Annotated in this window: 27 protein-coding genes; 11 read left to right on the top strand and 16 right to left on the bottom strand. The window is 64.6% G+C overall.

The genetic code is table 11. The features are described from left to right. From NWF24_RS18440 to NWF24_RS18400, 9 genes are all read left to right on the top strand, one after another. Window positions 1–948: a cupin domain-containing protein gene (locus tag NWF24_RS18440; RefSeq protein WP_258349792.1), complete on the top strand. Its 948-nt coding sequence runs from the start codon at window positions 1–3 to the stop codon at window positions 946–948. A gap of 94 nt (window positions 949–1,042) precedes the next feature. Beyond that, window positions 1,043–1,312: a hypothetical protein gene (locus NWF24_RS18435; RefSeq protein WP_258349791.1), complete on the top strand. Its 270-nt coding sequence runs from the start codon at window positions 1,043–1,045 to the stop codon at window positions 1,310–1,312. A gap of 221 nt (window positions 1,313–1,533) precedes the next feature. Next, window positions 1,534–1,803 carry a hypothetical protein gene (locus NWF24_RS18430; RefSeq protein ID WP_258349790.1) on the top strand — a complete coding sequence of 90 codons (270 nt, stop codon included), beginning with the start codon at window positions 1,534–1,536 and terminating at the stop codon, window positions 1,801–1,803. 44 nt (window positions 1,804–1,847) lie between these two features. Beyond that, window positions 1,848–2,129, top strand: coding sequence for a hypothetical protein (locus NWF24_RS18425; RefSeq protein WP_258349789.1), 282 nt, complete (start codon window positions 1,848–1,850; stop codon window positions 2,127–2,129). Between the two features lie 168 nt (window positions 2,130–2,297). After that, window positions 2,298–2,726, top strand: coding sequence for a hypothetical protein (locus NWF24_RS18420; RefSeq protein ID WP_258349788.1), 429 nt, complete (start codon window positions 2,298–2,300; stop codon window positions 2,724–2,726). Between the two features lie 106 nt (window positions 2,727–2,832). After that, on the top strand, window positions 2,833–4,368 hold the full coding sequence (locus NWF24_RS18415; protein WP_258349787.1) for a GGDEF domain-containing protein: 1,536 nt from the start codon (window positions 2,833–2,835) through the stop codon (window positions 4,366–4,368). 136 nt (window positions 4,369–4,504) lie between these two features. Beyond that, window positions 4,505–5,581 carry a putative FMN-dependent luciferase-like monooxygenase gene (locus tag NWF24_RS18410; protein ID WP_258349786.1) on the top strand — a complete coding sequence of 359 codons (1,077 nt, stop codon included), beginning with the start codon at window positions 4,505–4,507 and terminating at the stop codon, window positions 5,579–5,581. Between the two features lie 10 nt (window positions 5,582–5,591). Beyond that, window positions 5,592–6,236, top strand: a complete 645-nt coding sequence (locus NWF24_RS18405; protein ID WP_258349785.1) for a CMD domain protein — start codon at window positions 5,592–5,594, stop codon at window positions 6,234–6,236. Between the two features lie 13 nt (window positions 6,237–6,249). Then, window positions 6,250–6,861 carry an alkylhydroperoxidase domain protein gene (locus NWF24_RS18400; protein WP_093052006.1) on the top strand — a complete coding sequence of 204 codons (612 nt, stop codon included), beginning with the start codon at window positions 6,250–6,252 and terminating at the stop codon, window positions 6,859–6,861. Window positions 6,862–6,980: 119 nt separating this feature from the next. Here the strand turns inward: NWF24_RS18400 and NWF24_RS18395 are convergent, their stop codons facing one another. The 4 genes from NWF24_RS18395 to NWF24_RS18380 all read right to left on the bottom strand — a co-directional run bounded on the left by NWF24_RS18395 (window position 6,981) and on the right by NWF24_RS18380 (window position 13,432). Continuing rightward, entirely contained in the window at window positions 6,981–7,322 is a 342-nt protein-coding gene (locus tag NWF24_RS18395; protein ID WP_258349784.1) for an RcnB family protein, read from the bottom strand. Between the two features lie 613 nt (window positions 7,323–7,935). After that, window positions 7,936–8,508: a tetratricopeptide repeat protein gene (locus NWF24_RS18390; RefSeq protein ID WP_258349783.1), complete on the bottom strand. Its 573-nt coding sequence runs from the start codon at window positions 8,506–8,508 to the stop codon at window positions 7,936–7,938. A gap of 249 nt (window positions 8,509–8,757) precedes the next feature. Then, window positions 8,758–8,979: a hypothetical protein gene (locus NWF24_RS18385; RefSeq protein ID WP_258349782.1), complete on the bottom strand. Its 222-nt coding sequence runs from the start codon at window positions 8,977–8,979 to the stop codon at window positions 8,758–8,760. Window positions 8,980–8,989: 10 nt separating this feature from the next. Next, window positions 8,990–13,432, bottom strand: a complete 4,443-nt coding sequence (locus NWF24_RS18380) for an RHS repeat-associated core domain-containing protein (RefSeq protein ID WP_258349781.1) — start codon at window positions 13,430–13,432, stop codon at window positions 8,990–8,992. A gap of 448 nt (window positions 13,433–13,880) precedes the next feature. Here NWF24_RS18380 and NWF24_RS18375 point away from each other — a divergent pair, with 448 nt between their 5' ends. Beyond that, window positions 13,881–14,534, top strand: a complete 654-nt coding sequence (locus NWF24_RS18375; RefSeq protein WP_258349780.1) for a hypothetical protein — start codon at window positions 13,881–13,883, stop codon at window positions 14,532–14,534. Window positions 14,535–14,555: 21 nt separating this feature from the next. On the opposite strand, the gene NWF24_RS18370 is transcribed toward NWF24_RS18375, so the two are convergent. From NWF24_RS18370 to NWF24_RS18350, 5 genes are read right to left on the bottom strand one after another with little or no spacing between them, the layout of a single operon-like run. Then, on the bottom strand, window positions 14,556–15,089 hold the full coding sequence (locus tag NWF24_RS18370) for a DUF4286 family protein (protein WP_258349779.1): 534 nt from the start codon (window positions 15,087–15,089) through the stop codon (window positions 14,556–14,558). A 14-nt stretch (window positions 15,090–15,103) separates the two neighbouring features. Beyond that, entirely contained in the window at window positions 15,104–15,631 is a 528-nt protein-coding gene (locus NWF24_RS18365; protein ID WP_258349778.1) for a carboxymuconolactone decarboxylase family protein, read from the bottom strand. Beyond that, a complete protein-coding gene (locus NWF24_RS18360; protein WP_258349777.1) occupies window positions 15,631–16,590 on the bottom strand; it encodes a Bug family tripartite tricarboxylate transporter substrate binding protein in 960 nt (319 codons plus the stop codon). Before NWF24_RS18360 ends, NWF24_RS18365 begins: the two co-directional genes overlap by 1 nt. A gap of 33 nt (window positions 16,591–16,623) precedes the next feature. Next, entirely contained in the window at window positions 16,624–17,424 is an 801-nt protein-coding gene (locus tag NWF24_RS18355; protein ID WP_258349776.1) for an SDR family NAD(P)-dependent oxidoreductase, read from the bottom strand. Then, window positions 17,421–18,260: an amidohydrolase family protein gene (locus NWF24_RS18350; protein WP_258349775.1), complete on the bottom strand. Its 840-nt coding sequence runs from the start codon at window positions 18,258–18,260 to the stop codon at window positions 17,421–17,423. The genes NWF24_RS18355 and NWF24_RS18350 overlap by 4 nt, the downstream gene beginning before the upstream one ends. A 70-nt stretch (window positions 18,261–18,330) precedes the next feature. On the opposite strand from NWF24_RS18350, the gene NWF24_RS18345 reads away from it, so the two are divergent. Further along, window positions 18,331–19,251: a LysR substrate-binding domain-containing protein gene (locus NWF24_RS18345; RefSeq protein WP_258349774.1), complete on the top strand. Its 921-nt coding sequence runs from the start codon at window positions 18,331–18,333 to the stop codon at window positions 19,249–19,251. Here the strand turns inward: NWF24_RS18345 and NWF24_RS18340 are convergent. From NWF24_RS18340 to NWF24_RS18310, 7 genes are read right to left on the bottom strand one after another with little or no spacing between them, the layout of a single operon-like run. Beyond that, complete coding sequence (locus NWF24_RS18340; protein WP_258349773.1) at window positions 19,233–20,219, bottom strand: TRAP transporter substrate-binding protein; 987 nt, start codon at window positions 20,217–20,219, stop codon at window positions 19,233–19,235. The two genes, NWF24_RS18345 and NWF24_RS18340, sit on opposite strands and share 19 nt — an antisense overlap. A gap of 31 nt (window positions 20,220–20,250) precedes the next feature. After that, window positions 20,251–20,958 (bottom strand): ABC transporter ATP-binding protein, encoded by a 708-nt coding sequence (locus NWF24_RS18335; RefSeq protein WP_258349772.1) that lies wholly within the window; start codon window positions 20,956–20,958, stop codon window positions 20,251–20,253. Then, window positions 20,948–21,679, bottom strand: coding sequence for an ABC transporter ATP-binding protein (locus NWF24_RS18330; protein WP_258349771.1), 732 nt, complete (start codon window positions 21,677–21,679; stop codon window positions 20,948–20,950). Before NWF24_RS18330 ends, NWF24_RS18335 begins: the two co-directional genes overlap by 11 nt. Continuing rightward, window positions 21,676–22,710, bottom strand: a complete 1,035-nt coding sequence (locus tag NWF24_RS18325; RefSeq protein WP_258349770.1) for a branched-chain amino acid ABC transporter permease — start codon at window positions 22,708–22,710, stop codon at window positions 21,676–21,678. The genes NWF24_RS18330 and NWF24_RS18325 overlap by 4 nt, the downstream gene beginning before the upstream one ends. 5 nt (window positions 22,711–22,715) lie before the next feature. Further along, window positions 22,716–23,594: a branched-chain amino acid ABC transporter permease gene (locus NWF24_RS18320; protein ID WP_258349769.1), complete on the bottom strand. Its 879-nt coding sequence runs from the start codon at window positions 23,592–23,594 to the stop codon at window positions 22,716–22,718. After that, window positions 23,591–24,838 (bottom strand): ABC transporter substrate-binding protein, encoded by a 1,248-nt coding sequence (locus tag NWF24_RS18315; RefSeq protein WP_258349768.1) that lies wholly within the window; start codon window positions 24,836–24,838, stop codon window positions 23,591–23,593. Before NWF24_RS18315 ends, NWF24_RS18320 begins: the two co-directional genes overlap by 4 nt. A gap of 55 nt (window positions 24,839–24,893) precedes the next feature. Then, a complete protein-coding gene (locus tag NWF24_RS18310) occupies window positions 24,894–25,682 on the bottom strand; it encodes a putative hydro-lyase (RefSeq protein ID WP_375338388.1) in 789 nt (262 codons plus the stop codon). Window positions 25,683–25,686 lie beyond the last annotated feature (4 nt).

Here is a 25,686-nt window from a genome sequence, read left to right as displayed (position 1 = left end):
ATGACTGCCGCTGACATCGCCACCATCGTCGACATGGCCGATCTGCCGATGCAGCATCCGCGCGCGCCGGCCAGCGTTGCGCAGGCCAGGGCGCGCTTCTTCAATTCCGGCAACGCCTTCAACGTGAAGCTGCCCGAGGTGCCCGCGCGGCTCTTCGCGCCGCCGCCGGAAGGACGCTACGGCATGTTCGATTGCGACCAGTCGCGGGCGCTGGGCTGTGGCTTCCCGGCCACCACGCCGCTGATGCTCGCGCGCTACGTTCGCATTGCCGCCCGCGATGCGCTGCTGCCGCTGGACGTGTGCGCCACCGGGTCGGTCTGGTACGTGATTTCCGGCAGCGGCAGCCTGACGGGTGCGGTCGACAGGTTGACCTTTGGCACGGGCGACGTGTTCCTGCTGCCCGGCGCGCCGGGCTACCGGATCGAGGCGGGCGCCGAGGGTGTGCTGCTGTGGACCGTCGGCAACGAGCCGCAGCTGGCTTTTGAACGCGCGCAGCCGGCGCCCGTGGCCAAGGCAACCATCGACGCCGTGCACTATCCGGCCGCGGAGATAGAGCGCCAGTTCGCGCTGATTTTCTCGAGCGGCACGAGCGACGAGACCTCGGGCCGCGCGCTGATCTTCTCGTCCGACCGGCAGGCCGCCGCACGCAACCTCACGCCCACGCTGACATTGAGCTTCAACACGCTCGAGCCGAACACGCACCAGCGCTCGCACCGCCACAATTCCGCCGCCATCACGCTGGTGGTGCAGGGCGAAGGTTGCCATTCGATGGTGGGCGGTGCGGCGTGCCCGTGGGCGCCGTGGTCCACGCTGGTCACGCCGCCGGGTGCGCCGCATTCGCACCACAACGCAGGCCCGCGCGGCGCGCTCTTCCTCATCGTGCAGGACGGCGGGCTGCATTACCACGCACGGACGATGGGCTTCGAGTTTCTGGAGGCCGCCGGCTGACCGGAGGAGGGCTGCCAGCAGAGAAGGCAACGTAGAAGCCGAACGTTCACACCCGCTTCTTCGGATTGTCATTTGGGCGCGCCACCATGCGCGAATGGCTGGTCAACTTATCTCCATCGCCCTGACAGTGGATCAACACGACGAGGGCGACTATTTCTGGGTACTGCTGGAATCCTTCGACAACTCGATGGAGTTCGAACCGCTGATGGAGGCGGCCAAGGGATTTCATACCTACGCCGAGGCGTTGCAGGCGGGCTACACCGTGCTGCGCGGCCTGTCGGAAGACCTGAACGTCGGCCCGCGCGAAGAGGTCGACGAATCGGCGTTCGCTGAAGAAGACGACGCTGTCGGCGAGCTCGACTAGCGGCTTCGCATCTACACCGATTGGCGGAACCCACAAACATGGGTGGTGTTAGCCAATTGGCGGATGTCCAATGGCTGTCAGCAAGCGTAGGCTCTGACCGACACGTATCCCCGTGGCCATGCAGAGACAGTGCATGACTGCATGTCGCAGGTGTCGCGGCCGGTGGGAGTGTCCTGTCAAGACAGCCGCTGATGCGAGCCACAAGAAAGTCGGGGAATCAAATGGTCGAGTATTTCCGGGTAGGACTGCCCTATATCCGTGTGCGTTTCAAAGTGCCCGCGCGACGCGGAAGCCGTGTCGAGCTCAACGGCAAATTCGGTGTCATCACCGGCGCCAGCGGGGAACACGTCCTGGTCAAGTTCGACGGCGAGTTCGCGGCGGCAATTGTTCACCCTGTTGACCTCAACTATGTGGAGGCAGGGGAAGCAACCGAGCCGGTGAAGCTTCAGCCGTCGGCGCCGGGGGGCGCGGCCAGGCCTTGCGCCGAGTAGGGCGCGGCTATGCTCGGCGGCAGTGTTTGATGCAGCCGAATGAAATGAAGAAAACCAACCCACCGAAGAAGACCAGCAGCTACGACGTCAAGAAGCAATGGCACTGGGGCCGCGCCATGCGCGAACTGCGCATCGCCGATTTCCTGAAGGACGGACGGGTGCTGGTGCCAGGCGAATACACCGGCGACGGCCCGGCCACCGACGACGGCACAGGTGCGCTGCGAACTGTGGGCGGCATCCAGGTCGGCGCTGCCGACTACGCGACGGGAATGATGTGGGTGGGCCGCAAGCTGCGAGAGGGCGATCTGCCTTCGAAGCCCGACTGATCGCCCCGCATTTGGTCGCCGCGGCGGTGCGACCGAGCACACGACGGTCGCTGAATCGACTGCCCAAGCAGCCGCAGACTGGTTAACAACGGCAAAAAACTGTATATTCGTACAGTATTTTGGCCGCAAGCCTTGGTCAGCGCCGTGCGCGCTTGGGGGCGATGAACCATGAACCAGTTTGAGCTTTTCTTCCCGCGGGTCGCAGCAACGGCATTGCCCATCGCACTGTCGCAGCAAGCGCCACCGCCGCCATTGCTGCAAGAAGACGGCGAGGAGCCGTTCCAGTTCGAAGACGTCGAGATCGAGGCGCGTGTCACGTATGCCGTGCGGCTAGCCGACTACCCGCACCCGGCAGCCGATGCCGTGAAGGTCGCCGAGCAGCGCTTCCGGCGCGAGATCGACCGGCAACTGGGCGTCGATGTGGTCGAGGCGTTGCGCGCATTCCAGAACGCGAGCGAATCGAGCGAAAGCGATCTGTCGAAGGCGGAGATCGCGATGGCCAAGCGCTGGGCCAAGGCCTACGACGCGGCGCGCACCGCGGGCTTTCGCGACCTGGGAGACATCGACGAGGCGTTCTTCGACGTGCGGCCGGTCTGAGCCGCGCTGACGGCTGCGCCTGCAGGTTGCGCGGAAGGTGACGATTCGGCCGCAGCTGTGTCAAAGTCGGGCAAGGCTTCAGACATCACTGCTTCGAAGGCACATCGTGTTTCGTCGACCATCCATCACCTTCCGAACGACGGCCTTCGTGGCCGTGGTTTGCCTCGCCCTCGTGGCGCTCGACGGCTTGAACAGCTGGCATTCGCGAACGGTCCAGCTTCAGCAGATGAGCGTTGCGACGTCGAATCTCGCTCGCGCAATGGCGCAGCAGGCGGACGACACGATCAAGCAGGCTGACACCGCATTGGTCGGCATGGTCGAGCGCATCGAACACGACGGCACGGGGCCGGAGGCCATCGAACGGCTTCGCAAGGTGTTCGCGATGCGGGTGGCCGAACTCCCGCAACTAGATGGGCTCCACATCTACGACAAGGATGGAAACTGGGTCGCAAACTCCCGGCAAGTAGCGCCGCAAAACCTGAACAACGCGGACCGCGAGTACTTTCTTTTTCACCGCGAGCACGAGGAGCGCGGACCGCACGTCGGTGTGCCGGTGAGGAGTCGGACTACCGGCAGACTGCTCGTACCCGTCTCCCGACGCATCAATCATGCGGACGGCAGCTTCGCCGGGGTGGCGCTTGCAACGATCAGGGTCGACTTCTTCACGAAGTTCTACGACAGCCTCGACATAGGCCAGGCAGGCGCCGTTGCACTGATCCTCGAGAACGGGACGATGATGACTCGCCGGCCGTACAGCACCGACATGGTCGGCAGAAGCATGCTGGATACCGGACTCTTTCGTGCATACGTGGCCCAGGGCCCGGTCGGGACGGCGGAAATCCTGTCGGCGCAGGACGGCATCACGCGGCTGAACAGCTTCCGGCGCCTCACCAACTACCCGCTGTTCGTTGCAGCGGCCCTTTCCAAGGATGAGATCCTGGCCGCCTGGTGGCGGGAAACGCTTTGGCATACGGGGGGCGTCATTCTCCTGGCGTCGATCGTCGGTTTCGTGGGATGGCGGCTGGTGAAGCAGATGGAGCTGCGCAGCAAGACCGAGGCCGAACTGCGGCGCGCACGCGATGCGCTGGAGACGCTCAACAAGACCTTGAACACCCTCGCCATGGAGGACGGCCTTACGGGGCTGGCGAATCGCCGGCAGTTCGACGTGACGCTCGACAACGAATTCAGCCGGGCCATGCGAGACGCGAGCACCCTGGCGCTCATATTGATCGATGTCGATTGCTTCAAGCAGTTCAACGACATCTACGGCCATACGGCCGGGGACGAGTGCCTGCAGACGATCGGCCGCACCATCGCAGGCCTCGCATCCCGCCGCCCGGGAGACCTCGCGGCCCGCTACGGCGGGGAAGAACTGGCCGTGCTGCTGCCGAATACCGATGTGGCTGGCGCGGCCGTGCTGGCGGAAAGAATTCGCAGCGCGGTGCGCGACCTGGCAATCGTGCACGCCGGTGCCCCCGACGGCTTCGTGACGCTGAGCGCCGGCGTGGATGCGCTCAGCCCCTCGGTCACCCACGGACCGCCGAAGGAGCTGATTCAGTCGGCCGACAAGGCCCTGTACGCGGCCAAGATGGGAGGCCGGAATCGCGTTTGCACAGCGGAGATACGCCCGACGACGGCGTGAACGGCTTTCCGCGCTCCCGCTGCGAAGGCTGGCGGCGATACATGCAAACCGCATAAACAAGCGCGAAATCCGGATTTCCCTGCGGACCGCATCACGGGCAAGACTCGAAGGCTTTCGACAACCCAGCCTTCTCCGGATGCCCGGTATTACTTCCCATACTCCGCGCCAGCTTCGCCTCGGCTTCTTCAGCCGCCTGCTCGACGACGCGACAGCCGCCGAGCGCTATCGCCTCGCTGCCGCGCAGATCGCCCATGCCGAGGCCTTCGGCTTCGATTCGGCCTGGGTGGCGCAGCATCACTTTCACGAGCACGAGGGCGGACTGCCGTCGCCGTTCGTCTTCCTGGCCTATGTGGCCTCGCGCACGAAGCGCATTCGCCTGGGCACGGGCATCGTCACGCTGCCGCTGGAAAACGCCGTGCGCGTTGCGGAGGATGCGGTCGTGCTGGATCTGCTCTCGCACGGCCGGCTCGAAGTGGGCGTGGGAACGGGTGGCACGCCTGAATCTTTCGCCGCCTTCGGGTTGGATGGCAATGACCGTTCGGCCATCTTCGCGAGACAGCTTGCCGCGGTGCGCGCAGCGTGGGCCGGCAAGCCGCTGCAGGGCGGCGACACGCTGTACCCCGCGGGCTCGCCGCTACTGGACCGCATCTGGCAGGCCACGTTCTCGGTGAGCGGTGGCACGCGCGCGGGGGAGGCCGGCGACGGCCTGATGCTCTCGCGCACGCAGCCGCGTCCCGAGCACGCGCCCGACGCGTCGCTTGCCGACATCCAGAACCCGATCGTCGACGCCTACCTGGCTGCATTGCCGCCCGGCAGCACGCCGCGCATCGTGGGCTCGCGCAGCGTCTTTGTCGCGGAGACGCGCAAGGAAGCGCTTCGTCTGGCCGACATCGGTCTGCGCCGTTCGGCGGCCCGCTTTGCCGCTTCGGGACAGGTCGGCCTCGCGGACCGCGTCGGCCCTGATGCATCGCTCGAACAATTGATCGCCGCGTACGACGTTCACGTTGGATCGCCCGACGACGTGATCGCCTCGCTGCGCGCCGACAGAACGCTCGCACGCGTGACCGACCTGGTCTGTCAGGTGCATTCGGTCGATCCGCCGCACGAGGCGATCCTGCGCTCCATCGAACTGACCGCCACCGTGGTTGCGCCGGCCCTGGGCTGGGCGCGCGATGCGAGCGTGTCGGACCTTCAATCCCTTGCACTTCTCTAGGCTGGATTTCATGAACGCCACCGTTTCTTCTTCTGTGTCCGCTGTGCCCGACGTCATCGACCGGCTCGTCGGCATCGAGCCGGGCAGCCACCTCGACCACATCCGCGCACAGCGCGAGCAGGCACGGACCCATGCGCAGCAGAGTTATCTCTCGCTGTTCGCGCCGACGCCGCCTGTGTTCGGAAATTTCGAGATCGCGGACCGGTTTGCCGTTGCTGCCTTCGTCGCCGGATTGCACGGGCAGACCGACGTGGCGCGCTTCTATGCCGATGCGCTGGCGGGGCAGGGGTTTCGTGCCGGGTTGGCGGAGGCCATCGCCATCGAAACGAAACGGGGTTCTGCGAAAGGACCGTACGGGCGCTATCCCGCGGGCCCGCTCAGCGCCGAGGATGCCTCTGGCCCTTCGTATGCGGTGGGCGCCGCGCAGCGTCCGGCGCTTGGTGAGCGGCTTTCGGCCGGCCTCGCGCATGCGCATCTGCTCGTCTTTCACCCGCGCGATGCGAGCCCGGCCGCGCTGCAGTCGCTGCTCGATGCGGGGTGGTCGAGCACCGAGATCGTGACCCTGTCGCAGCTCGTGGCCTTCCTCGCATTCCAGATCCGTGTCGTCACCGGCCTGCGGGCGCTGGCGCAACGTCCCGTCACCCTTGTCGACTGACCCGAGGAACACCATGACTGCCGAATCGGCCCTGAGCCATCCCCACAACACGCACCCGAATGCCTTCACGCAGGCACAGCTCGAATGGTTGCCCTGGCTCGAACCGCTGCCGGAGGCCGAACTGACCGAGCGGCATTTCGCCGGGCTGGTGGACGCGTCGCGTGCCAAGTCGCCGTACTTCCGCCTGCTGGCGCGCGACCCGGACATATTGGGCGCACGCACGCGCACCGACAAGGACATCTTCTACAACCCCGAAGCCGGCCTGCCGCGCGCCGAGCGCGAACTCTCAGCCGCCGCAGCCTCGCGCTACAACGGCTGCATCTACTGCGCCTCGGTGCATGCGCGCTTCGCCTCGCATTTCTCGCAGCGCACGGACGATGTGCAGCGCCTGCTGGACGAGGGCGTGAAGGCCGACCTGGGCGAACGCTGGAATGCGATCGTGGCGGCCTCGGTCGCCTTGTCGGCCACGCCTTCTGCGTTCGGCGCGGAGCACATCGAGCAGCTGCGTGCGCAAGGCCTGGATGACCTTGCGATTGCCGACGTCATCCACGGCGCGGCGTTCTTCAACTGGGCCAACCGGCTGATGCTGTCGCTGGGCGAGCCGCAGGAGCGTGGAGGAGATTGAGTCACGCCAAAAGGCTCAGGAGCCAGTTGAAGAATTGACCGATGGCGACCATTGCCGCCCATAAAGCCCGGAGTGCGTCCAGCAAGTTCACCGTCCTGCAATTCAACAGATGTGCTGTTTCAGCGAGGACCAAAACCTGGCCCGGGCCCGCCATGGCCGCCGTGCCCAAAAAATGCAGCCAGGAAAGTCGCAGCGATGATTCCGGTGGCTACGGCCACGAGAACATACTGCCCGTCGACATAGCGCCAGGCATAGCCCTGTGGAGGCGCATAGAGACCTCTGGACTGCCAGTCGCTCACGACATACACCTCGCCTTGATACCCGGGCGGCAGTGGTGCGCCTGGCGCCAGGATCACATTGGTGGCAACGGGCGTCGGCGCGACTACGCAGCCGCTGAGAGTGGATGCGGCAACGATGGCGGCCATGGAGGCTGCGGTGAGTTTTCGGGTGATGTATCGCATGTTGGTTGAGCTCCTTTGAACAACGGAGGCTCAGCCTATGCCACCACTTGGGCCGAAATTTGGAGATGGGATGAGAGGCGCCGGTTGACCAGTACTCAAGGCCGAGGCGGGGGGGCGCATCTAGTCAGAAGTAATGTTGTTGTTCTTGATGATTGCCCGCCATCTGTCGGTTTCCGTTTTCAGGAACGGCTGCGGACGCTACGAGAGTGTTGATTGCGCTGTAAAGGGTTACCAAGCTCCGGGGACAGGCACGAAGCAGTTCAGGATGGGCTACGGAGCAAACCCACCGACGCGAAAAAACAGACCCAGGATCAGCATCTGTACCAGCCACCATTGACCAAGCAGAAGGCCAACGGCCACTCCCAAAATTGGCCGGTACTTCAAGCCGGTTTTCCGGAGAACCAAGGCGGAAAGACCGCAGCTCAGGAGTCCGAGCAGGGACAGGAAAACCCAATACCACTGAGTGGCCCAAAGAGTCTTGTATGCCACGAACGTGAGCAGGGAGGCGCAGGCAAAGGGCGCCCACAACCTGACCACGGATCTGGAAATTTTCACCTGAAGCTTCCGTTGCGAATCATGATTGCGCGAGCATTGTTGTGCGGCAGAGCAAGGTCTAGGAGATCAAAAGATCCGAATCGTCATTGGCCATGGAGACCATGAAGCCCCAGCACACTGCGGCAAGAATTTCCACGAGCCCGACAGGCTGCCAAACAAGACCTCGTCTGCCGCGCAGATCTTGAAGACCCAGTTCTCGCAGCGCGAAGGCATGACCATGCATCGCAGCTTCTTTCAGGACTTCATAGGACCGCTGAAGATCGCGTGAAACGCCTTTGCCATGAGCCAACGAATAGCCGACACGAAACATCGAGGGCAGATGTCGCTTTTCTGCGCCCATCGCATAGAAGCGATGGGCCTTCGCATGTTCGCCAGCTCGCGTCAACCAACGGGCGAAGTAGAAGCAGCCCAGCGGATGCCCGTGAACTGCTGCTCGCTCGTAGTAGGCAGCGGCTTGGCTCTCGTCTTTCTCGCAGCCAACCCCCTGAGACAACATCCAGGCGACAAACACCTGGCTTTCGACATGCCCTTCGTCTGCCTGCACTTGATAGAGATCAAAGGCCAGATAAAGCAGGCCGTCCGTGTATGCCTTGCGGGCGGCGACCAGTTTTTCTTCGCGGTCTGCATGCATGCGTTGGGGTTTGGGAAAGATGCCGCCTAGTGGGGTCTTTACTGCAACTCCACTACCGTCCACGGCTCGACATTCTTGTCGACTACCACTTTGATGAATTTGTGCCCGTCACCAGTGCTGGCAGTCTCTTGCGCGGCTTGCCGCGGCTGCTGGCCTCGCTCCCAGCTATACCACCCTGCCGCCAGAGATAGCAGGGCAAGAGCTGCAGAGACAAATGTGATCGAGCGCTTCAGTCGCATCTCGGCGTGCCTAATTGGGTCTCCTGAATCGTCTGTAGATCGCGTGTCCGATGATGCCCACTCCGATCAGAAGCACCGGCAGTCCACCTGCCCAGGATTCATACGAGGTCGGCAGGAGCATCTTGAATACGTTGTCGACCCAGCAGGTCGTGCGGCACATGCGTTGCCCTGTCGCCATCAGCGCCAAACCGATGAGGACCCCGGCAACACCGATTCCGAGTTCGACCTTCAACACTCACTCCTCAGGGGCGCATGGCATCCAGCATGCGCCGGATTTGACCATCGCTGTTTCTGTACTTGTCCACCAACCCAGGCAAGTCCGATTTCGGATCGAAGCTCGGCGGATTGAAGACGGGCCCCAGCATTGTCTGCGTGCACCGGCAACCTTCCGGAGGCGAGTCCTTGAAATAGGCCGGTGGCAGGAAATCGGTCGGTGACTTCCCGGGCGTGCAAGACCGCTGCGAGCACTCCCATCGAACACACCTGAATCGGTAGTCACCGGCCTCCGGATCGGGTACGGGCATTTGCGCCGCAGCCTCCCAGGCCGATTGAGTCCCCTCGCCTCGTGGCGTCTGGATAGGCTTTGGCCCATGCCGCTCCCATTGGCGCCGGTTGTATGCATTGCCTCCTTGAGTTGCGGGGCGTGCGTTTCGCAAGCCCTCCGGGTCGACAAAGCTCAGCGGGTCCGCATCGACATACCCGAACCGATTCCACCCCCCGTCCAGCCCAATCGGATCAGGCTGGCTGTACCGCCCCGTCCTCGCGTCATAGCTGCGGAAGTAGTTGTAGAACAGCCCAGACTCCTCGTCCGCGTATTGCCCCGGATACCGCAGGTTGAACTTCACTTCTGCGATGCTGGTCGTGCCCGGGTTCGGTGTCACTTCCAGATTGGCGAACCGGTTCTTCGCCAGCGTCGGCTTGTCCTCTCCGAACGCGCTGTAGCCCCATTGCCAGACTGCCTGTCCGCTCGCGTCGGTGAGCTTGCGCGGCGTGTTCAGGTGATCGCTGTGCACCGCATACGTGGCGCCATTGACCACGGCGACGATCGGCATCGGCCCATTGGCTGTCGGCAGGTAGATGTACTGCGCCTCGCCCGAGCTGTTCGTGCCGCCGCTGCCCACCTCCGCAATCAGGCTGCCCTGTTCGTCGTAGACATAGGCAAAGCCGAGCTGCTCGGCTTGTGTCGTGGTCGGGCTCCACAGCTTGGTGAAGAACGCCACGAGACTGTTCCAGAAGCCTGGGTCGTTCTCGTCGCCCTGGCTGGGCGGGTACAGCGGCTCGGTCTTGAACACGCGCTGGCCCAAGGCGTTGTGTGCGTAGCGCGTGGTCGGGCTGACATCGTTGGCGCCCGTGGTGGCCGTGGCCAGGCGGCCTTCCGCGTCGTAGCCATAGCTTCTGAGGCCATCGCTCGTCAGGTCGCCGTTGGCGTTGTAGCCATAGGCGACGCTGGTGCTGCTGGTGCCGTTGATGGTCTGGCTGAAGCCGGCGAGGCGGTTGCTGCCCGGCTCCAGGGTATAGCCGCGGCTGGTGGTCTGGCCTGCCAGAACCCGGGTGTTCGCCATCCGGTTGCCGTTGGCGTCATAACTGAAGCTGGCGCTGTCGCCAGGACCAGTGAAGCTGACGATGCGGCCCGTCGCGCTGTAACCGACGATCCAGGTGTTGTCGGCCACTGCAATGGTGCTGTGAGCCGGATCGCTGTCGGCAGGGCCCCACAGGTTCTGCGTAAGGCTGCCGACGCGTCCGGCCGCGTCGTAGGTGTAGCTGCTGAACTCGGTCTGGGTCAGACGCGCGGCGCTGTCGTAGCTGCGGTTGGCCACGAGCTTCGGGCTGGTGCTTGTGAAGGCCCAGCTCCATCCCGTGGGCTGGCCCAAGGCATTCCAGGTGACGGCATCGATCAGCGGGGCACCGTTCCAGCCGAGCTGCACGAGGCGGCCGGTCGTGTCGTAGAAGTGGCTGAGCACGCCGCCGCCCGGGTACGTGACGCTGGCGAGCTGGCCGGTGGCGGTGTTGTAGGTGTAGCCAACTTGCTGAACGCTACCCGTAGTTGCGCCTGTCGCCAGGGTTTGCTTCTTGAGAGTGACGCGCCCGTGGGCATCGCGGGTGTACTCGGTGGTGCCGGAGCGGTCGATGATCTCGCTGAGGTACCCCTTGCTGTTGGCGCTCAGGTCGTAGCGCAGGGTCGTGGTCTTGCCGTCGGCGAAGACGAGGCTGGTCGGACGTCCCAGCGCATCGCGCGTGATGCTCGTGGCCTGGCCGAGCGCATCGATGATCTGGCTGGGCAGGCCGAGCGCATCGTACTGGCTGCTGCGGGGGCCGCTGTCAGCGCTGGCTTCGGCCGTGGCGTTGCCCAGGGCGTCACGGCTGTAGCTGGTGGCAACCGCGTTGAAGTCGCTGGCCTGGGTGACGGCATCGAGTGCGTTGTAGCTGAGGCCGGCACTGGCGTTGGCCGCATCGGTGATGGTCTTGACGCGGGCCAGCGAGTCCAGGCTCCAGCTGGTGCTCTGGTTCAGCCCGTTGCTCTGAGCGATGCGGTCGCCGCTGGCGTCGTAGCTGAAGCTCTCGTTCTGATTGGTCCCTTGTGTCTGGGTGGCGACGCGGTTGAGCTTGTTGATGGTGCGCGCAGTCGTCCAGGCGATCGAACCGGACGTGTCGAGCGTCTGCTCCGTCAGCCGGTTGCCGGCGGCATCGAGGGTGTAGGTGCCGCTCTCGCCGCGGTTGTTGCTCCAACCGGTCAGGCGCTGCGCGGTGTCGTATGTGTAGCCGGTGACCAGCCCGCCGGGCAGCGATACCGTCGCGATCGTGCCGGTGAGGTGATAGGTCAGGGTCGTGGTCTGGCCAGGTCCTGTGCCAACGGTGCGCGTGAGGAGCCGGTCGTACGCATCCCACGTGAAAGTGGTGACCAGGCCGTTCGGGTCCGTCTGGCTCGTGAGGCGGTTGGCCGTGTCGTAGGCGTAGGTCGTGACATGGCCCAGCGCGTTGGTCGCGCTCTGCACGTTCCCGCGAGTGTCGTACGCGTAGGTGGTGACAGCACCGTTGGGCTCGGTGTACGTATGGATGAGGCCTTCGGTCGTGTAGGTCCGCTGGCTTGTGCGAGCGGTGCCTGACGTGCCGCCGGTATCGGTGATCGTCTCGGTGAGCAGCTTGCCGCTCGTGTCGTAGGTGTACGCGGTTTCCTGGCCGGTCCGGGCGATAAGGGTGGGCACCGGCAGCGTGGCATCCCAGGTCGTGGCGATCGCTCTTTGCTCGGGCGCCCCGAGCGCTTCCGTGCGAGAGGCCTCCAGGCCGCGGGTGTTGTAGGTGAAGCTGGTGACGCTGCCGGTCGCATTGGTCTGGCTCGACAGCAGGCCTCGGGCGTCGTAGGTGAACGACGAGTTGCTGGCCGGGCAGCCGGGTGCCGGTTCGCCCTGGATCTGGGAGATGCGCTTCACGCCATTGACGACGGTGTAGTGATAGGTCGTGGCCCGGCCCACCGGATCGGTCACGGTCGTCGTGCCGTTGGCGTTGTAGACCACCTGCGTGAGCCCGGCATTGCCCGCGTGCGTGGTGCTCGTCGCGCGACCCAGCGAGTCGTAGGCGTAGGTGGCGAAGCGCACACCCAGTTCGTCGGTCACGCCTGTGAGAAAGCGCGGGTTGGCGGCGTTCTCGTAGTGGTACGTGCGGCTCGTCACGTTGGCGCCGGCGGTCTTGGTGACGGAGGTGAGCCGGTTGGCGGTGTCGTAGTTGTAGGCGACGCTGAAGTTGGGCGTGGTCAGCGAACGCGGCTGGAAGTGAGCGTCTTCCGTGTAGCCGATGCTGTTGCCGAACCCGTCCGTCACGGTCACGGAGCCATTGGTGCCGTAGGAGAGGCTGTGATACCAGCCATCGGGATGGGTCTGCTTCGTCAGGCGGCCGGTGGTGTTGAACTCGTACCGGGTGTTGTCCACGTCGACATAAAGCCAGCCGGAACCCGTTTGCGTGAGCGTGCCGAGCTCGTCCACATCGGGCGTGATGGTCGAGCCGCTGCGCGCGAACGGCGACTCACGCCCATTTGCGTGGAGCAGCACGGCCTCGGTCGCACTGATCCTCAGGCGCATGGCGTACGAGTAGCGCCAGTAGCCGTCGGCGCTGTTGAAGATACGTGCGAATCTGAGCGGGTAGTGCGTGGACGCACTGCGGAAGTCTTCTTCCTCCTGCACCTTGTTGCCCATCGCGAAGTTGATGGGGTTGCCGGTGCACGACTGCGGTCCGTTGCGCTCGGTGCCGTCGCCCTTGTTCTTGCGCGGAATGACGTCGGAGGTGTCGTAGTAGACCGTCATGTAGTCCGACGCACTGCATCCACCGACGCTGCCGGAGACCGCCAGGTAGTTTGGGCCGGAACGCAGCGTGACAGGCACGCCACGTCCTTCGAGGAACGACACGACGGCAGTGAAGGAACCGGAGTAGCTGAAGAACGGCGAACCGTTGAGCGTGGCGGTCACGGTGCCGGCGTCACCGGTGGTGGCATCGCCGCCGCCGGTCCCAAACACCGTGATGTTGGGCGAGGTGACCTTCGCGCCCTTGCTGGGCGATGTGAAGCTCAGCGAGCAGGCCGCCTGGGCCCATCCAGAAATGCTCAGCAGCGTAAGCACTGCAGCGCCTTGCAGCGCGAGTCGCTTGATCTGGCGATGGTTGGAGCTGCCATGCGCGGCAGTCGCGTCGAAATGCATGCGTGACCCTCGTTAATTCTTTTGAATTCGGATGCATTGCGCTGTGCGGCAATGCCCGGAAACGAGCGTAACGACATGTTCAATGAAGCAATCGAATGTCCATTTCTGGTTTCTGTGATTGCTCATCGAAAGAATTACTTCGACTTCCTTGAAGCCTCATCAGAGGTCTCAAGGTCGCACCTCACAGGACGACTGGTATCGTTTCGCGGAACTCCCGCACAGACTTCACGTTGGCTTCGATGGGGGCGCGCACACTGCCTCTCGACAGCGGTTCGGCGCTGGTAGAGGCCAGGGAGAAAAAAGCCGCTCAGGGAAACCGCCTCGATGCCGACCGCTGTCACTTTTCTTTTCATGCTCAGGCGCTGCGCCAGCGATAGATGAAGCGCCGATGCCGACCGCTTCCATGCCGCTTGGATAATGCGGTCTTTGTGTCAGCAGCAAAGCAAGAATGAGTGCCGCGGATTTCCTTTTCTCTCCCGAAGTACAGAAGCTCCTCACGGTCCTGTACGCGGCGCCCGATCAACAGTTCTCGACAAGCGAGCTTGCAAGGCGGGCGAAGCTGGGGGAGGCCGAGACCACCCTCACTGTGGAGCACCTCGTCCGCAGCGGCATAGTGAAGCGGCAGGCGGCGAAGGCAGACCAGGCCGATACCGTTCAGGTCGATCGCTCGTTCGTCTTTCACAACGAGCTGCGGAACATCGCGCTGAAATCGTTCGCCGCGGCAGAGCCGATCCGCGCCATGCTGCGTTCCAGGTTCAAGGACTCGGTCGTGCGCGCGTTCGTGTTGGGAGAGGACGCGCAAGGCACTGTGGAACTGCTGGTCGTGCATGGCCGGCTGGTCCCTGACGAAGCCGCCATGACGGCAGCTTGTCAGAAGTTGTCGAAAACAATGGGCCGTCATCTCAAGGTGCACGTCATCCCGATCACCAGGCTCAATGGCATGTCGCCGCGCGATCCGTTGTCCTCGAAGCTCTCCGCGACCACCGTGCATGAGGTCATCGCGCTCGGGGATACCAAGGCGCCACTGCCTGTCGAACGGAACAGTCTTTTGCAGGCGGCCAGGAAGAAGCTGGCTACGCTGGCCAGGCCATCCGCGCGATAGGCTTCGGCGTGCGAGCGATGCTCAGCGTGCGGCCGACAGCCGGCCAAACATGGTTCGCCCCGTGTTCCGGAAAGCGGGGCGAACCCGCGAGCTCCAGGGCGTTGCACGCACAGCCAGCCACTGGGGGCTGCCCAGGGTCTCGGCGCCCGCGAGGTCGTAACAGGCGTAGTAGCGCGGCGAGCCTGTGGCGTCGATGTACCGGGCCGCCCGGATGGTTCCCGGCACGGCGGCCAGTCCGGGCAGGTGCTCCTGCGCATACCAGGCGTTGAGGTCGTCCTCGAACTCGGGAAGCACGTCCGTTTCCACAACATAGTGGTGCGAAGCAACCTGGCCGGCCGACGCGCCCTGCACCTCTTGCAAGCAGGCGAGCCGTTTCCACTCGCCGGCAACACCCGGGGGCGTGAGCACCGGCGGCGTGTTCCCTGCCGCGTAAAAATAGACCAAAGCGCCATTCATTGCCTGCCATGGCTGAACTCCAGGCGGCAGCGTGCGGACCGGCGCGAGCGGTTGATTGACCATGGAGGTGTCGGACTTGAGCAGCCACAGATCCTGCATTCCGGGCTCCTCGTTCAATGTGCGACGTTCAAGGCAACCAGCAGGCGCGACACCATGTTGTAGGCCGCCACTGTCGCCACGACTTCCACCACGCCCTTGGGGTCGAAGTGCTGCTGGATCCGGCCCATGAGCTCTTCCGGAACCACGATCTCGCGGGTCATGGCATCCGTGAGTTCGAGCACCAGGCGCTCCAGCGGCGCGAACACGCCGGACAGCGCCTCCTGCCGGACGGCGTCGATCTTCTCGGCGCTGACGCCTGCCTTCTGTGCATGCGGTACGTGCGCGTCGTACTCGAAGCTGGCGCCGTTGAGAACGGCGACCCGAAGGATCATCAGCTCGCGAAGATCGGCGGGTACGCCGGTCTGGTTGCGAACCGCCGTGAGCATGCGCTCCCAGCCCGAGGCGATCGGCTCGCTGTTGAGGAGCACCTGATAGAGCAGCGAGACGCGGCCGCGCTGCGCCATGATGCGGGACTCGATCTCGGCCAGCTCGGGGCGTGTGCCGGGCTGCACGAGGGGTACGCGGATAGCGGTGGTCGTCATCACTCGGCCTTGATGTTCTTGGTGTGGATCAGCTTCGCCCACTTCTCGGTGTCCCGCTTCTGGATGGTTGCCAGTTCCTGGGGCGTGGATCCGGCAGGCTCCGTGCCGGTCTTCAGCAACTTCTCGCGCACGCCCGGGTTGGCCAGTGTGTTGCGCACCGCCTTGCTGAGCGCCTCGACGATCTCGGGCGGCGTCTTCGCAGGCGCAAACAGCGCATACCAGTTGTTGGTGTCGACGCCCCTGATGCCTTGCTCTTCCAGCGTCTTCACGTCCGGCAACGAAGGGTGTCGCTTGCTCGAAGCCACACCCAGCGCCTTGAGCCGTCCGCCTTGGAGATGTCCAAGCAGCCCAGGCACGTCGCCGAAGAATCCGCCGATCTGGCCTCCCATCAGGTCCGTGATGGCCGGCGCTGCACCCTTGTAGGGGACATGAAGCAGCCTGGCGCCGCTCGAATCGGCCAACTGCTCGATTGCCAGATGCGGAATGCTTCCCGTGCCGGAGGAGCCCATCGCCGTTGCTTCGGCGCGCTTCTTCGTTGCTGCCACGAAGTCGGCCGCGTCCTTGGCCGGGTTGCTCTGTTGGGTCACCAGCAGCTCGACGTTATTGACGACCAGCGAGACCGGCGAGAAGTCGCGCTGCATGTCGTAGGGGAGCTTCTCGTACAGCGAAGAATTGATCGCAGCCGCGCCGACGCTGGTGAACCACAGCGTGCCGCCGTCCGGGGCCGACTTCATGACATCGACGGCGCCGATCGCGCCGTTGGCGCCAGGCTTGTTGTCGACGATGACCGTGCGGCCCAGTTCCTTGCCGAGCTGTTCGGAGAGGATCCGGGCGACCGAGTCGACAGGTCCCCCGGAGGTGAAGGAAACGACGATCCGCGTCGTCTTCGGCTGTGCATGGACAGCTGGCGCCAGCGCCATGGCAAATGCTGCCGTGAGCAGGATGCGTTGGATGGTCATGAATGTCTCCGTTTTTTTGGGGTAGCTCGAATCTCAGTCGCAGCGCGCGGTCATGCCGCCGTCGACGATCAGTTCGGTGCCGGTGATGAACCGGGCCTCGTCGCTGGCCAGGAACAGTACCGCGCTCGCCGTGTCCCGGCCGTCGCCCATGAAGCCGAGTGGAATGCGTTTCTGGCGCTGGGCCAGCAGTGCGTCGACGTCACCGCCTGCGCGCTGCTTAGCCAGGCGTGTTTCGACCATCGGCGTGTGCAGCTGCCCCGGCACGACGCTGTTGACCCGGACCCCCTTGGCCGCGTGCTGGACCGCGATCACGCGCGACATCTGGATGACGCCGGCCTTGGTCGCGGCGTACGCCACCTGCGCGCTGCCGGTCCAGCGCAGGCCGGAAGTCGAGGAGATATTGACGATCGAACCCGCGCCCTTCGCCAGCATCGTGGGAAGCACATGCTTGCAGGTCAGGAACACGCTCTTGAGGTTGGTGTCGATCTGCAGATCCCATGTTTCTTCAGGCAGCTCCACCGGCCCGCCCGCTGCGGACCCACCCACGTTGTTGACGAGGACGTCGATCGTCCCGTACGTGTCCAGACACGCGGCCGCCATGGCCGCCACGCTCTCGCTGTTCGTGACGTCGCAGACCCATGGCGTGATCGACGCGCGGGCGTCGCCGGCCAACTCGAGCGTCTCGTCGAGCCGGGCGCGGTCGCGATCGACCGCCAGGACCCTGGCGCCCTCCTGGGCGAGGCGCACGGCGATGGCGCGGCCATTGCCCCAGCCGGCGCCGACGCAACCGGCGCCGGTCACGATGGCGACCTTGTTCTCGAATCGAAGGCTCATGGCCTGTCTCCAAACTGATAAAGGCGTTCCGGATTGCCGACCAGCAGCGCGTGGCGCGCAGATTCCGTGGGGGCGATCTCGGCAATGAGGTCGACGAGTTGCTGCTCGTCGGGAATGGGGCCGGCGTGGTTCGGGTGAGGCCAATCGTTGCCCCATACGACCCGGTCGCCGAACTCGGCGACCAGCGTTCGGGCAAAGGGCTGGGCGTCGGCGTAGGGCGGGCCCAGCCGCGTGATGCGGTCCATGCCGCTCACCTTGACCCAGAAGCGCTCATCCGCCATCAGCCGCAGCAGCACCTGGAAATCTGGCTGGTCAAGACCCAACGCCGCGTCGATGCGCCCGATGTGGTCGATGACCACCGGCGTGGGCGAGCGACGCAGCGCGGGCGCCAGGTTCGTGAGCAGCGCGGGATCGCCGTGAATCTGCAGGTGCCAGCCAAGCGGCGCGAAGCGGCCCGCCAACGACAGGACGTCCTCCATGTCCGCGTGCCGGCCGAGGTGGCCCATGAAGTTGAAGCGGACGCCACGAAAGCCCGCGGCGTGGAGCCGCTCGAGTTCTGCGTCGTCGACGTCGGTCGGCAGCAGGGCGATCGCCCGGTAGCTCGAGGGCCGCGACGCAACTGCGTCCTCGGCGGCGCGGTTGTCGAAGCCGTGGCAGGTCGACTGCACGACCACGCAGCGTTGCAGGCCGAGGCGGTCGTTCAGCGCGTACAGGGCTTCCTTCGGCGCATCTGCTTCGGGAACGAAGGCGGCATCCGGGGCGTAAGGGAAGCGCGCGCCGGGCCCGAACACATGACAGTGGGCGTTGCAGGCGCCTGGGGGAAGGGGGGAGGTCATGCAGGCAGTTTCCCCATCGATAGCAACCGGCGTAAGGACGGCATGCCTATATCAGCTATGCTGAATTCCTATGGAGTTACGTCAGCTTCTGTATTTCGTCACCGTGGCCGATGCGGGGAGCTTCAGCCGGGGCGCCGTGGCGCTCAACCTGGCGCAGCCCAGCCTGAGCAGGCAGATCGCCTTGCTGGAGGCAGATCTCGGGCAACGCTTGCTGGTGAGAACCGGACGCGGCGTGACCACGACGGATGCAGGCGCTGCGCTGCTCGTTCACGCACGCGCGATGCTGGACATCTCCCGTCGTGCCCGCGACGAATTGCAGGAACTGGACGAGAGTCCTGGTGGCCGTATCGTGGTCGGCATGCCGCCGCGGGTGGCCCTGGGCTTGAGCACGCCCCTGATCCAGCAGTTCCGGGAGAGGTTTCCGCGCGCAGTCATCACCATCCTCGAAGGCCTGAGCGTCGCACTGCGCGAATCCCTGATCGCGGGGCGGCTGGATCTGGCGCTGCTGTTCGATCCCGCCGCTTCGCCCCAGCTGAGCTTTCAGCCGTTGATGCGCGAAAAGCTATTGTTGGTAGCGCCGCCCAAGAGCAAGCTGCCGGCACGCGTCGGCCTGGCGGCACTTGCGAACTACCCGATGGTGCTGCCCAGCGCGCCAAACGCAATCCGGCACCTGCTCGACTCCGTGCTTGGCCCGCGTCGCATCGAGCTCCAGGTGCTTGCAGAGGTGGGGGCTGTCCACACCGTGCTTGCGCTCGTTGCAACCGGGGTCGGGTGCACGATTCTTCCGGAGAGCGCCCTGGGTGCGCCCGGTGGCGAAGCACTGCCGCGGGCGCCGATCGGGCCGCCCGGCATCTGGAATGCGTTGGTGCTTGCAACACCAACCGCGCGTCCGGCCACCCGTCTCGTCCGCGGTACGGCAGAAGTTCTTCAGGAGCTGGATTTCCGGCGTCGCGAGACGGATCCGGGAGATATCTATCGCTTGTCGAAATAGGGAATGAAGACATCGTTGGCGGATACGCCCACTTGCTTCACCCAATCCAGCGAAAAACGTTCCCCGAGACGCTTGACGTCTCGACCGAACAAATAGGAAGGTGATTCGATCTTCATGCCGTTTCGCTTCAATTCTTCCAGGGACTGAGCGGCAACCGATGTGCTGTTGGACCATCCGCGAAGTTCTGCCGCTGCGCTCGCGTTCTTCAATGCCTCGCGCAAAGGGGCGCCAATGGCGTCCCATGCCTTCTTGTTGGCAAACACGATGTTCTTGGGAAAGAACGCATTGATTTCGTAGAAGTAGTGCATGGACTGCCATGCACGGCTTTCCACTCCAGTCACGGCGGACGTCATCATGCAGTCGATGCGTCCATCAGCGAGTGCCTTGTTGAGTTCGGTAGCCGGAACATCGACGGCTTCGGTGCCCATGAGCGTTGCGATCTTTGCGGTGTTTGCGTTGAATGTGCGCATTCGCATGCCACGCATGTCCCCCAATCCGCCAAGCGGTCGGGTCGAGTACAAGCCTTGCGGTGGCCACGGCACGGCATAAAGAACTTCCAATCCCCGACTTGCGAAGGCTTTCTCGATCAGGGGACGCTGAATTCGCCAGAGCCGAAGTGCATCGGCATAGCTGTCGGTGATGAATGGAACCGAATCTGCGCCCGCGATCGGAAGGTCGGCGACAAGACTGCTCATGATGACTTCGCCAGCTTCGACTTTTCCGTCCTGCACGGCGGACTGAATGGCGTTCAGCGCATAGAGGGAGTTTTTGGGATAGACGTCGATATGAAGCTGCCCCTGCGTCGCGAGCTCAACATCCTTGGCCATCGCAATGAGATTGGCCGTGTGAAAGTTCTCCAGCGGGTATCCCGTTGCGATCCGCCAAACAGTTGCACCGCGTGCGGTGGAAAGAGCCCCCGCGCCGCACGCCAGCAGGGTAAAGGTACGACGAGTGACTCGATGGTTCATGAATGGCCTCAGTTGATGCTGCGAAGAAGGGTCACATGCCCAGATACACGCGACGTACTTCGGGGTTGTCGCGCACCTCGGCTGCCTTGCCCGACAGCATCAGTCGGCCTGTCTGCAGCACGTAGGCACGCTCCGCGATCTCCAGGCTTTCAGCCAGGCGCTGCTCGACCAGAAGCACAGTCACGCCAGCCTTGCGAATCGTCAGGACGGCCTCGAAGATTTCGTCGACCAGCTTGGGCATGATTCCTTGCGAGGGTTCGTCCAGCATCAGAAGACGCGGTCGCGTCATCAAGGCGCGGCCGATGGCCAGCATCTGCTGCTCGCCACCCGACAGCGTCTCCGCCCGTTGCTTCAGGCGCTCCTTCAAGCGCGGAAACAGCGTGAACACCTGGGCCAGCGGTGCGTCGCGGTCTGCCTTCTTGCGATGCAGGTAGCTGCCCAGGCGCAGGTTGTCTTCCACCGACAGGCGCGGAAACAGCCGCCGGCTCTCGGGAACGAACGCCAGCCCGCGTGCGGCGATCTGGTGGCCGGGCAGGGCATCGATGGTCTCGCCGGCGAAGCGGACCTGGCCCGACTGCGTCTTGACCAGCCCGGCAATCGACTGGAGCAGGGTCGACTTGCCGGCGCCGTTGGCACCGGCCACGACGACGATCTCGCCTTCGTTCACGGACACCGAGATATCGGCGATGGCGACCATGCCGGCATAGGCGGTGGTCAGGCCACTGACTTCAAGCAGCATGGCGTGTTCCCAGGTAGGCGGAGATCACCGCCGGGTCGCGCACGACGTCAGCGGGGCTGCCGCTGGCGAGGACGGTGCCGAGGTTGAGGACGATGGCGCGGTCGACCAGCGGCATCACGATCTGCATCACATGCTCGACCATGACCACGGTGATGCCCGCGTCGCGCACGCGCCGGATCAGTTCGACGCCCAATTGCGCCTCGCTCGGCGTGAGGCCCGTGAGCACTTCGTCGAGCAGCAGCAGCTTGGGTTCGGTGGCCAGCGCCCGTGCAACCTCCAGGCGACGTTTCTCGGGTGGCGTGAGCTCGCCGGTGAGGGTGCCGGCCGTGCGCGAGAGGCCGGTGAAGTCGAGCACCTGCAGTGCCGCCAGGCGAGCCGCCTTCGAAGAGGCGTGGCGCACGAAGCCGCCGACCATCACGTTCTCCAGCACCGTCATGGAATCGAAGGAGCGCGGGACCTGGTAGGTGCGCGCAATGCCGAGCGCGCAGCGGCGCGTGGCCGGCAGTTCGGTGATGTCGCGGCCGTCGAAGCGGATGCTGCCCGAGGTCGGCAGATAGGCGCCGGCGATCAGGTTGAACAGGGTCGACTTGCCCGCGCCGTTGGGCCCGATCAGCCCGAGGATCTCGCCCCGGTGCACGCGGATGCTCACGTCCCGGTTCGCGACGAGGCCGCCGAAGCGGCGCGTGACGTCGATCGTCTCCAGAAGAATGTCGATGCTCATCGTGCAGCCTCCCGGATCCGGGTCTTCCTGGCGAACAGCTTGATCAGCCCTTCGGGCTTGAGCAGCGCCACAGCCATGACGAGGCCGCCGTACAGCATCAGGTCGAGGCCGCCGCCGGAGCCGCCGACGTAGCTGCGCGTGAACTCCGAGAGCGGCACGAGAATCGCAGCGCCGAGGATCGGCCCCCACAGCGTGCCGATACCGCCGAGCACCACGGGCAGCACCATCAGCAGCGAGAACCGGAAGTGCATCACGCTGTCGGGATCGACATAGGACACGAAGGCCGCATAGAAGCCGCCGCCAATCGCGGTGAAGAAGGCCGACAGCGCGGCGGCCGCCATCTTGGATCGGAACACGGTCACGCCGAGGCTTTCGGCGGCTTCGGGATGGTCCTTCACGGCGCGCCACCAGTAGCCCCATTTCGAGCCTTCGATGAAGAAGGTCAGCAGCCAGGTCACGACGAGCAGCCCGAGCGCGAAGAAGATGTAGGGCGTCTTGTCTCGCGCAAACTGCAGCGTGGCCCAGCTGTCAGGGCCGAAGGGCCACTGGATGCCCGTGGCGCCGCCGAGCCAGTCCCAGTTGTGGACGATCAGCAGCCCCATCTCGGCGATCACCAGGGTCGCGATCGAGAAGTAGTGGCCCTTCAGCCGGAAGGTGCCGTAGCCGAGCGCCAGGGCCAGCAACACCGCCAGCCCGCCACCGGCGAGCATGCCGAACCAGGGCAGTACGCCGTAGCTCACGTAGAGCTTGCTGACCGCATACGCGCCAACGCCGAAGTACAGCGCGTGGCCGAGCGAGATCTGGCCGCAGTAGCCGCCGAGGATGTTCCAGCTCTGGGCGAGGGCGGCGTACATCAGCGTCAGCACGATCACGTTGCGCAGGTAGGCGTTCTTCACCAGCAGGGGAAGCAGCGCGATGAGTGCGAACACCACCACTGCCTCGATGAGCTGGCGGCGCCGATGCCGGGTGACGCCGGCCAGCGAAGGCGTTGAAGAAGGCGACACGGCCGCAGGGGAAGATGGGATGGACATGGACATCAAAGCTTCCCGAACAGCCCCTGCGGGCGAAGAAAAATGACGACCAGATAGAGCGCGTAGATGCCCATCGATTTCATGGCCGGCGGCAGGGTGTTGGCGGTGAGGGCTTCGACCAGCCCGACGACGATGCCCGCGACGAGCGCACCGAACACGCTTCCGAAGCCGCCGAGTGCGACGGTGATGTAGGCAATGGTTGCGAAGCCGGCGCCCACCTGGGGATGAATGGCGTACGAGGTCGCGAGCACCGCGCCCGCCACGCCGACCAGCGCCGCACCCAGGCCCCAGCCGAGCGCGAACACGCGGTTGCTGTCGATGCCGACCAGCGCGACCGCGCCCTTGTCCTCGCGCGTGGCCTCCAGCGCCCGGCCGAAGTCGGTGCGCGTCATCATCAGGTACAGGCCGCCGAAGGCGACCAGCGAGATGAGGCCGCCGAAGATCTGCGACCAGGGCAGGAAGATGCCGCCGAGATCGAGCGTCTTCGCGCTGAGCCAGGTGTGGTCGACATTGCGGAAGTCCGGCGTGAAGAAGAACTGCGCACCGCCCTGGATCAGCGTCGCCAGGCCGAAGGTCGAGAAGATCTGGACCATGCCCGTGTTGACCTTGGAGCGCATTGCATGCCGCACCACGCCCGCATAAACGCTCGCGCCGACGATGAACATGACGGCCGCCACCAGCGGCAGCGAAAGCACCGGATCGAGGTGCGCGAACACCGCGAAGCCGAAGGTCGCGTACATGGCGAGCATGAGGAACTCGCCGTGGGCGAAGTTCACCACGTCCATCAGCCCGAAGATGAGCGAGAGCCCGGCGGCGATGAGGGCGTAGATCAGCCCCATCAACAAGCCGGTGGCCAGGATCTGCGGCAGGGCGGAGGCGGTCATGGGTTCATCGGCCAGACCGGCGTCGCGGTTGCGACTTCGAACGGAAACACCGTCGAGAACTTGCCTGCCTTGAACTGGATCAGCACGGGGCTGGCAAATGTGTTCTGGCCCGTGGCGTCGAACTTCACGCGCTTCCACGGCATGATGGTTTTTTCGCCGGGAATGTCGGTGGCAACCAGCGCTTCGCGGATCTTCTTCGGCTCGACCGATTTGGCGCGGTCTATGGCCTCCGCCAGCACCATCATCGCGGTGAATACCCGCGAGGTCTGGTCGTTGAGGTCGCGTCCGGCGCGCGCCTTGAACATGTCGTTCACGGCCTTGGCCGACGGCCGCTTGTCGCCCATGTCAGCGGAGAAGCTGGCGCGGGAGATCATGCCCTGGAGCTTGTCGCCCACCGATTCGAGCGTGGGCTTCTCGATATATCCGGCCGCTTGCGTCACGAGGTTCTTCGGCTTGTAGCCGATCGACGCCATCGCATTGGTCAGCAGGATTGCGTCGCTGGTGTAGCTGGAGGGCAGCAGGACGTCGGGGTTGGCCGTCTTGATCTGCTGCGCCTCGGCGCTCAGCGAGGGCGAGTTGGCGCGGTACTTGATGTCGCAGGCGATCTTGTAGCCCCGCTCGTTGGCCAGCTTGCGCTGCACGGCGGACGAGTCGGTGCCGAAGATGGTGTCTTCGTAGAAGATGCCGACGCTGCCGATCGGCTTGCCCTTGCTCTTCATCGCGTCCATGAAGTCGAACATGGCCTCGCTGAACATCTCGTCATGCGCGGAGGTGCGAAAGAAGTACTTCAGGCCGCGCCGGCTCAGGCTCGGGGAAGAAGAATCGGCACAGAGATAGGGCACCTCGTAGCGTTCGCAGGTGGCGCTCACCGTGGCGGAGACGGCCGAGTGGAATGCACCCACGATGGTGCAGACGTTTTCCTGCGTGATCAGGCGTTCTGCCTCGGAGCGGCCCTTTTGCGGGTCGCCCTGGTGGTCGGCGTAGACCACCCGTACCTTTGCGTTGCCCAGGCCTGCAAGGCCGGCATTTTTGGCGCCAGGCAGGTCGAGCGTGCTGGCGGTGTTGATGATTTCAAGTGCGGTGTCGATCGCGTGCTTGCTGTCCACGCCGACCTGCGCGCTGGACCCCGTCAACGGGTAGATCACGCCGATGACGACCTCGCCTTTCTGGGCCAGGGCCTGGGTGAAGGCACCGTTCAATGCCACGGTGCCGGCGATGCCAATGAGGGCCTGTCTGCGTTTCATGAATGAATCTCCGGTACTTCAGGGGTGGATCGGGAAGCGTGAAAGCGATGAAGGGTCAGAAAACCGCGAGGTGGCTGTTGCGGACGTCCGAGACCAGCATCTGCCCAGGTTTGTGGGTGATTGCAAGTTTCGGGCGCGCTGTGCGAATCGCGCGTTGCGGGGTCACGCCGCAGGCCCAGAACACCGGCACTTCGCCAGGTCGGATCTCGGAGCGCTCACCGTAGTCGGGCTGCTCGATGTCCCGGATGCCGATGGCCGCCGGGTCGCCGAAATGCACCGGCGCGCCGTGCACGCCAGGAAAGCGCGATGTGATCTGGATCGCGCGGATGGCCTGCTGCGGCGTCATCGGCCGCATGCTCACGACCATCGTGCCGCCGAAGCGACCGCTCGGCACGTTGGCGATGCTGGTGTCGTACATCGGCACGGTGGTGGCCTGCTCGATGTGGCGTATCGGAAGTCCGGCCTCCAGCAAGGCTTCTTCGAAGGACATCGAGCATCCGATGACGAAGCCGACCATGCCGGTGGTCCACAGTTCGCGCAGGTCGAGCACTTCGCCGGCCAGCTCGCCGTCGCGGAAGACGCAATACGCCGGCGCATCGGTGCGCAGGTCTACCTCGCCAAGCTCGGGCACGCGCCAGTCGCCGGGCTCGCTGACGCCGATCACCGGGCAGGCCTTCGGATTGAGGCGGCAAAAGCGCAGGAACTCTTCGGCGAATTCGCGCGGCAGGATCGCCAGGTTGCCCTGTGTGTAGCCAGGGCTGTGGCCTGCGGTCGGGCCCCTGAAGCGGCCTTCCCGGATCTCGCGGCGCAGATCGGCGGGATTCATCCAGATCGTGGAGTTCATCGGG

The sequence above is a fragment of the Variovorax paradoxus genome, assembly GCF_024734665.1.
In the GTDB taxonomy this organism is placed as follows: Bacteria; Pseudomonadota; Gammaproteobacteria; order Burkholderiales; family Burkholderiaceae_C; genus Variovorax.
Note: the sequence above shows the minus strand (reverse complement) of the source record. Positions and strands in the feature narration are given on the sequence as shown.

What these genes read in the sequence shown, in the direction of transcription:
- NWF24_RS18440 (WP_258349792.1), top strand. Translation starts at nt 1, where the DNA reads ATGACTGCCGCTGACATCGCCACCATCGTCGACATGGCCGATCTGCCG.
- NWF24_RS18435 (WP_258349791.1), top strand. Translation starts at nt 1,043, where the DNA reads ATGGCTGGTCAACTTATCTCCATCGCCCTGACAGTGGATCAACACGAC.
- NWF24_RS18430 (WP_258349790.1), top strand. Translation starts at nt 1,534, where the DNA reads ATGGTCGAGTATTTCCGGGTAGGACTGCCCTATATCCGTGTGCGTTTC.
- NWF24_RS18425 (WP_258349789.1), top strand. Translation starts at nt 1,848, where the DNA reads ATGAAGAAAACCAACCCACCGAAGAAGACCAGCAGCTACGACGTCAAG.
- NWF24_RS18420 (WP_258349788.1), top strand. Translation starts at nt 2,298, where the DNA reads ATGAACCAGTTTGAGCTTTTCTTCCCGCGGGTCGCAGCAACGGCATTG.
- NWF24_RS18410 (WP_258349786.1), top strand. Translation starts at nt 4,505, where the DNA reads ATGCCCGGTATTACTTCCCATACTCCGCGCCAGCTTCGCCTCGGCTTC.
- NWF24_RS18405 (WP_258349785.1), top strand. Translation starts at nt 5,592, where the DNA reads ATGAACGCCACCGTTTCTTCTTCTGTGTCCGCTGTGCCCGACGTCATC.
- NWF24_RS18400 (WP_093052006.1), top strand. Translation starts at nt 6,250, where the DNA reads ATGACTGCCGAATCGGCCCTGAGCCATCCCCACAACACGCACCCGAAT.
- NWF24_RS18395 (WP_258349784.1), bottom strand. Translation starts at nt 7,322, where the DNA reads ATGCGATACATCACCCGAAAACTCACCGCAGCCTCCATGGCCGCCATC.
- NWF24_RS18390 (WP_258349783.1), bottom strand. Translation starts at nt 8,508, where the DNA reads ATGCATGCAGACCGCGAAGAAAAACTGGTCGCCGCCCGCAAGGCATAC.
- NWF24_RS18380 (WP_258349781.1), bottom strand. Translation starts at nt 13,432, where the DNA reads ATGCATTTCGACGCGACTGCCGCGCATGGCAGCTCCAACCATCGCCAG.
- NWF24_RS18375 (WP_258349780.1), top strand. Translation starts at nt 13,881, where the DNA reads ATGAGTGCCGCGGATTTCCTTTTCTCTCCCGAAGTACAGAAGCTCCTC.
- NWF24_RS18370 (WP_258349779.1), bottom strand. Translation starts at nt 15,089, where the DNA reads ATGCAGGATCTGTGGCTGCTCAAGTCCGACACCTCCATGGTCAATCAA.
- NWF24_RS18365 (WP_258349778.1), bottom strand. Translation starts at nt 15,631, where the DNA reads ATGACGACCACCGCTATCCGCGTACCCCTCGTGCAGCCCGGCACACGC.
- NWF24_RS18360 (WP_258349777.1), bottom strand. Translation starts at nt 16,590, where the DNA reads ATGACCATCCAACGCATCCTGCTCACGGCAGCATTTGCCATGGCGCTG.
- NWF24_RS18355 (WP_258349776.1), bottom strand. Translation starts at nt 17,424, where the DNA reads ATGAGCCTTCGATTCGAGAACAAGGTCGCCATCGTGACCGGCGCCGGT.
- NWF24_RS18350 (WP_258349775.1), bottom strand. Translation starts at nt 18,260, where the DNA reads ATGACCTCCCCCCTTCCCCCAGGCGCCTGCAACGCCCACTGTCATGTG.
- NWF24_RS18345 (WP_258349774.1), top strand. Translation starts at nt 18,331, where the DNA reads ATGGAGTTACGTCAGCTTCTGTATTTCGTCACCGTGGCCGATGCGGGG.
- NWF24_RS18340 (WP_258349773.1), bottom strand. Translation starts at nt 20,219, where the DNA reads ATGAACCATCGAGTCACTCGTCGTACCTTTACCCTGCTGGCGTGCGGC.
- NWF24_RS18335 (WP_258349772.1), bottom strand. Translation starts at nt 20,958, where the DNA reads ATGCTGCTTGAAGTCAGTGGCCTGACCACCGCCTATGCCGGCATGGTC.
- NWF24_RS18330 (WP_258349771.1), bottom strand. Translation starts at nt 21,679, where the DNA reads ATGAGCATCGACATTCTTCTGGAGACGATCGACGTCACGCGCCGCTTC.
- NWF24_RS18325 (WP_258349770.1), bottom strand. Translation starts at nt 22,710, where the DNA reads ATGTCCATCCCATCTTCCCCTGCGGCCGTGTCGCCTTCTTCAACGCCT.
- NWF24_RS18320 (WP_258349769.1), bottom strand. Translation starts at nt 23,594, where the DNA reads ATGACCGCCTCCGCCCTGCCGCAGATCCTGGCCACCGGCTTGTTGATG.
- NWF24_RS18315 (WP_258349768.1), bottom strand. Translation starts at nt 24,838, where the DNA reads ATGAAACGCAGACAGGCCCTCATTGGCATCGCCGGCACCGTGGCATTG.
- NWF24_RS18310 (WP_375338388.1), bottom strand. Translation starts at nt 25,682, where the DNA reads ATGAACTCCACGATCTGGATGAATCCCGCCGATCTGCGCCGCGAGATC.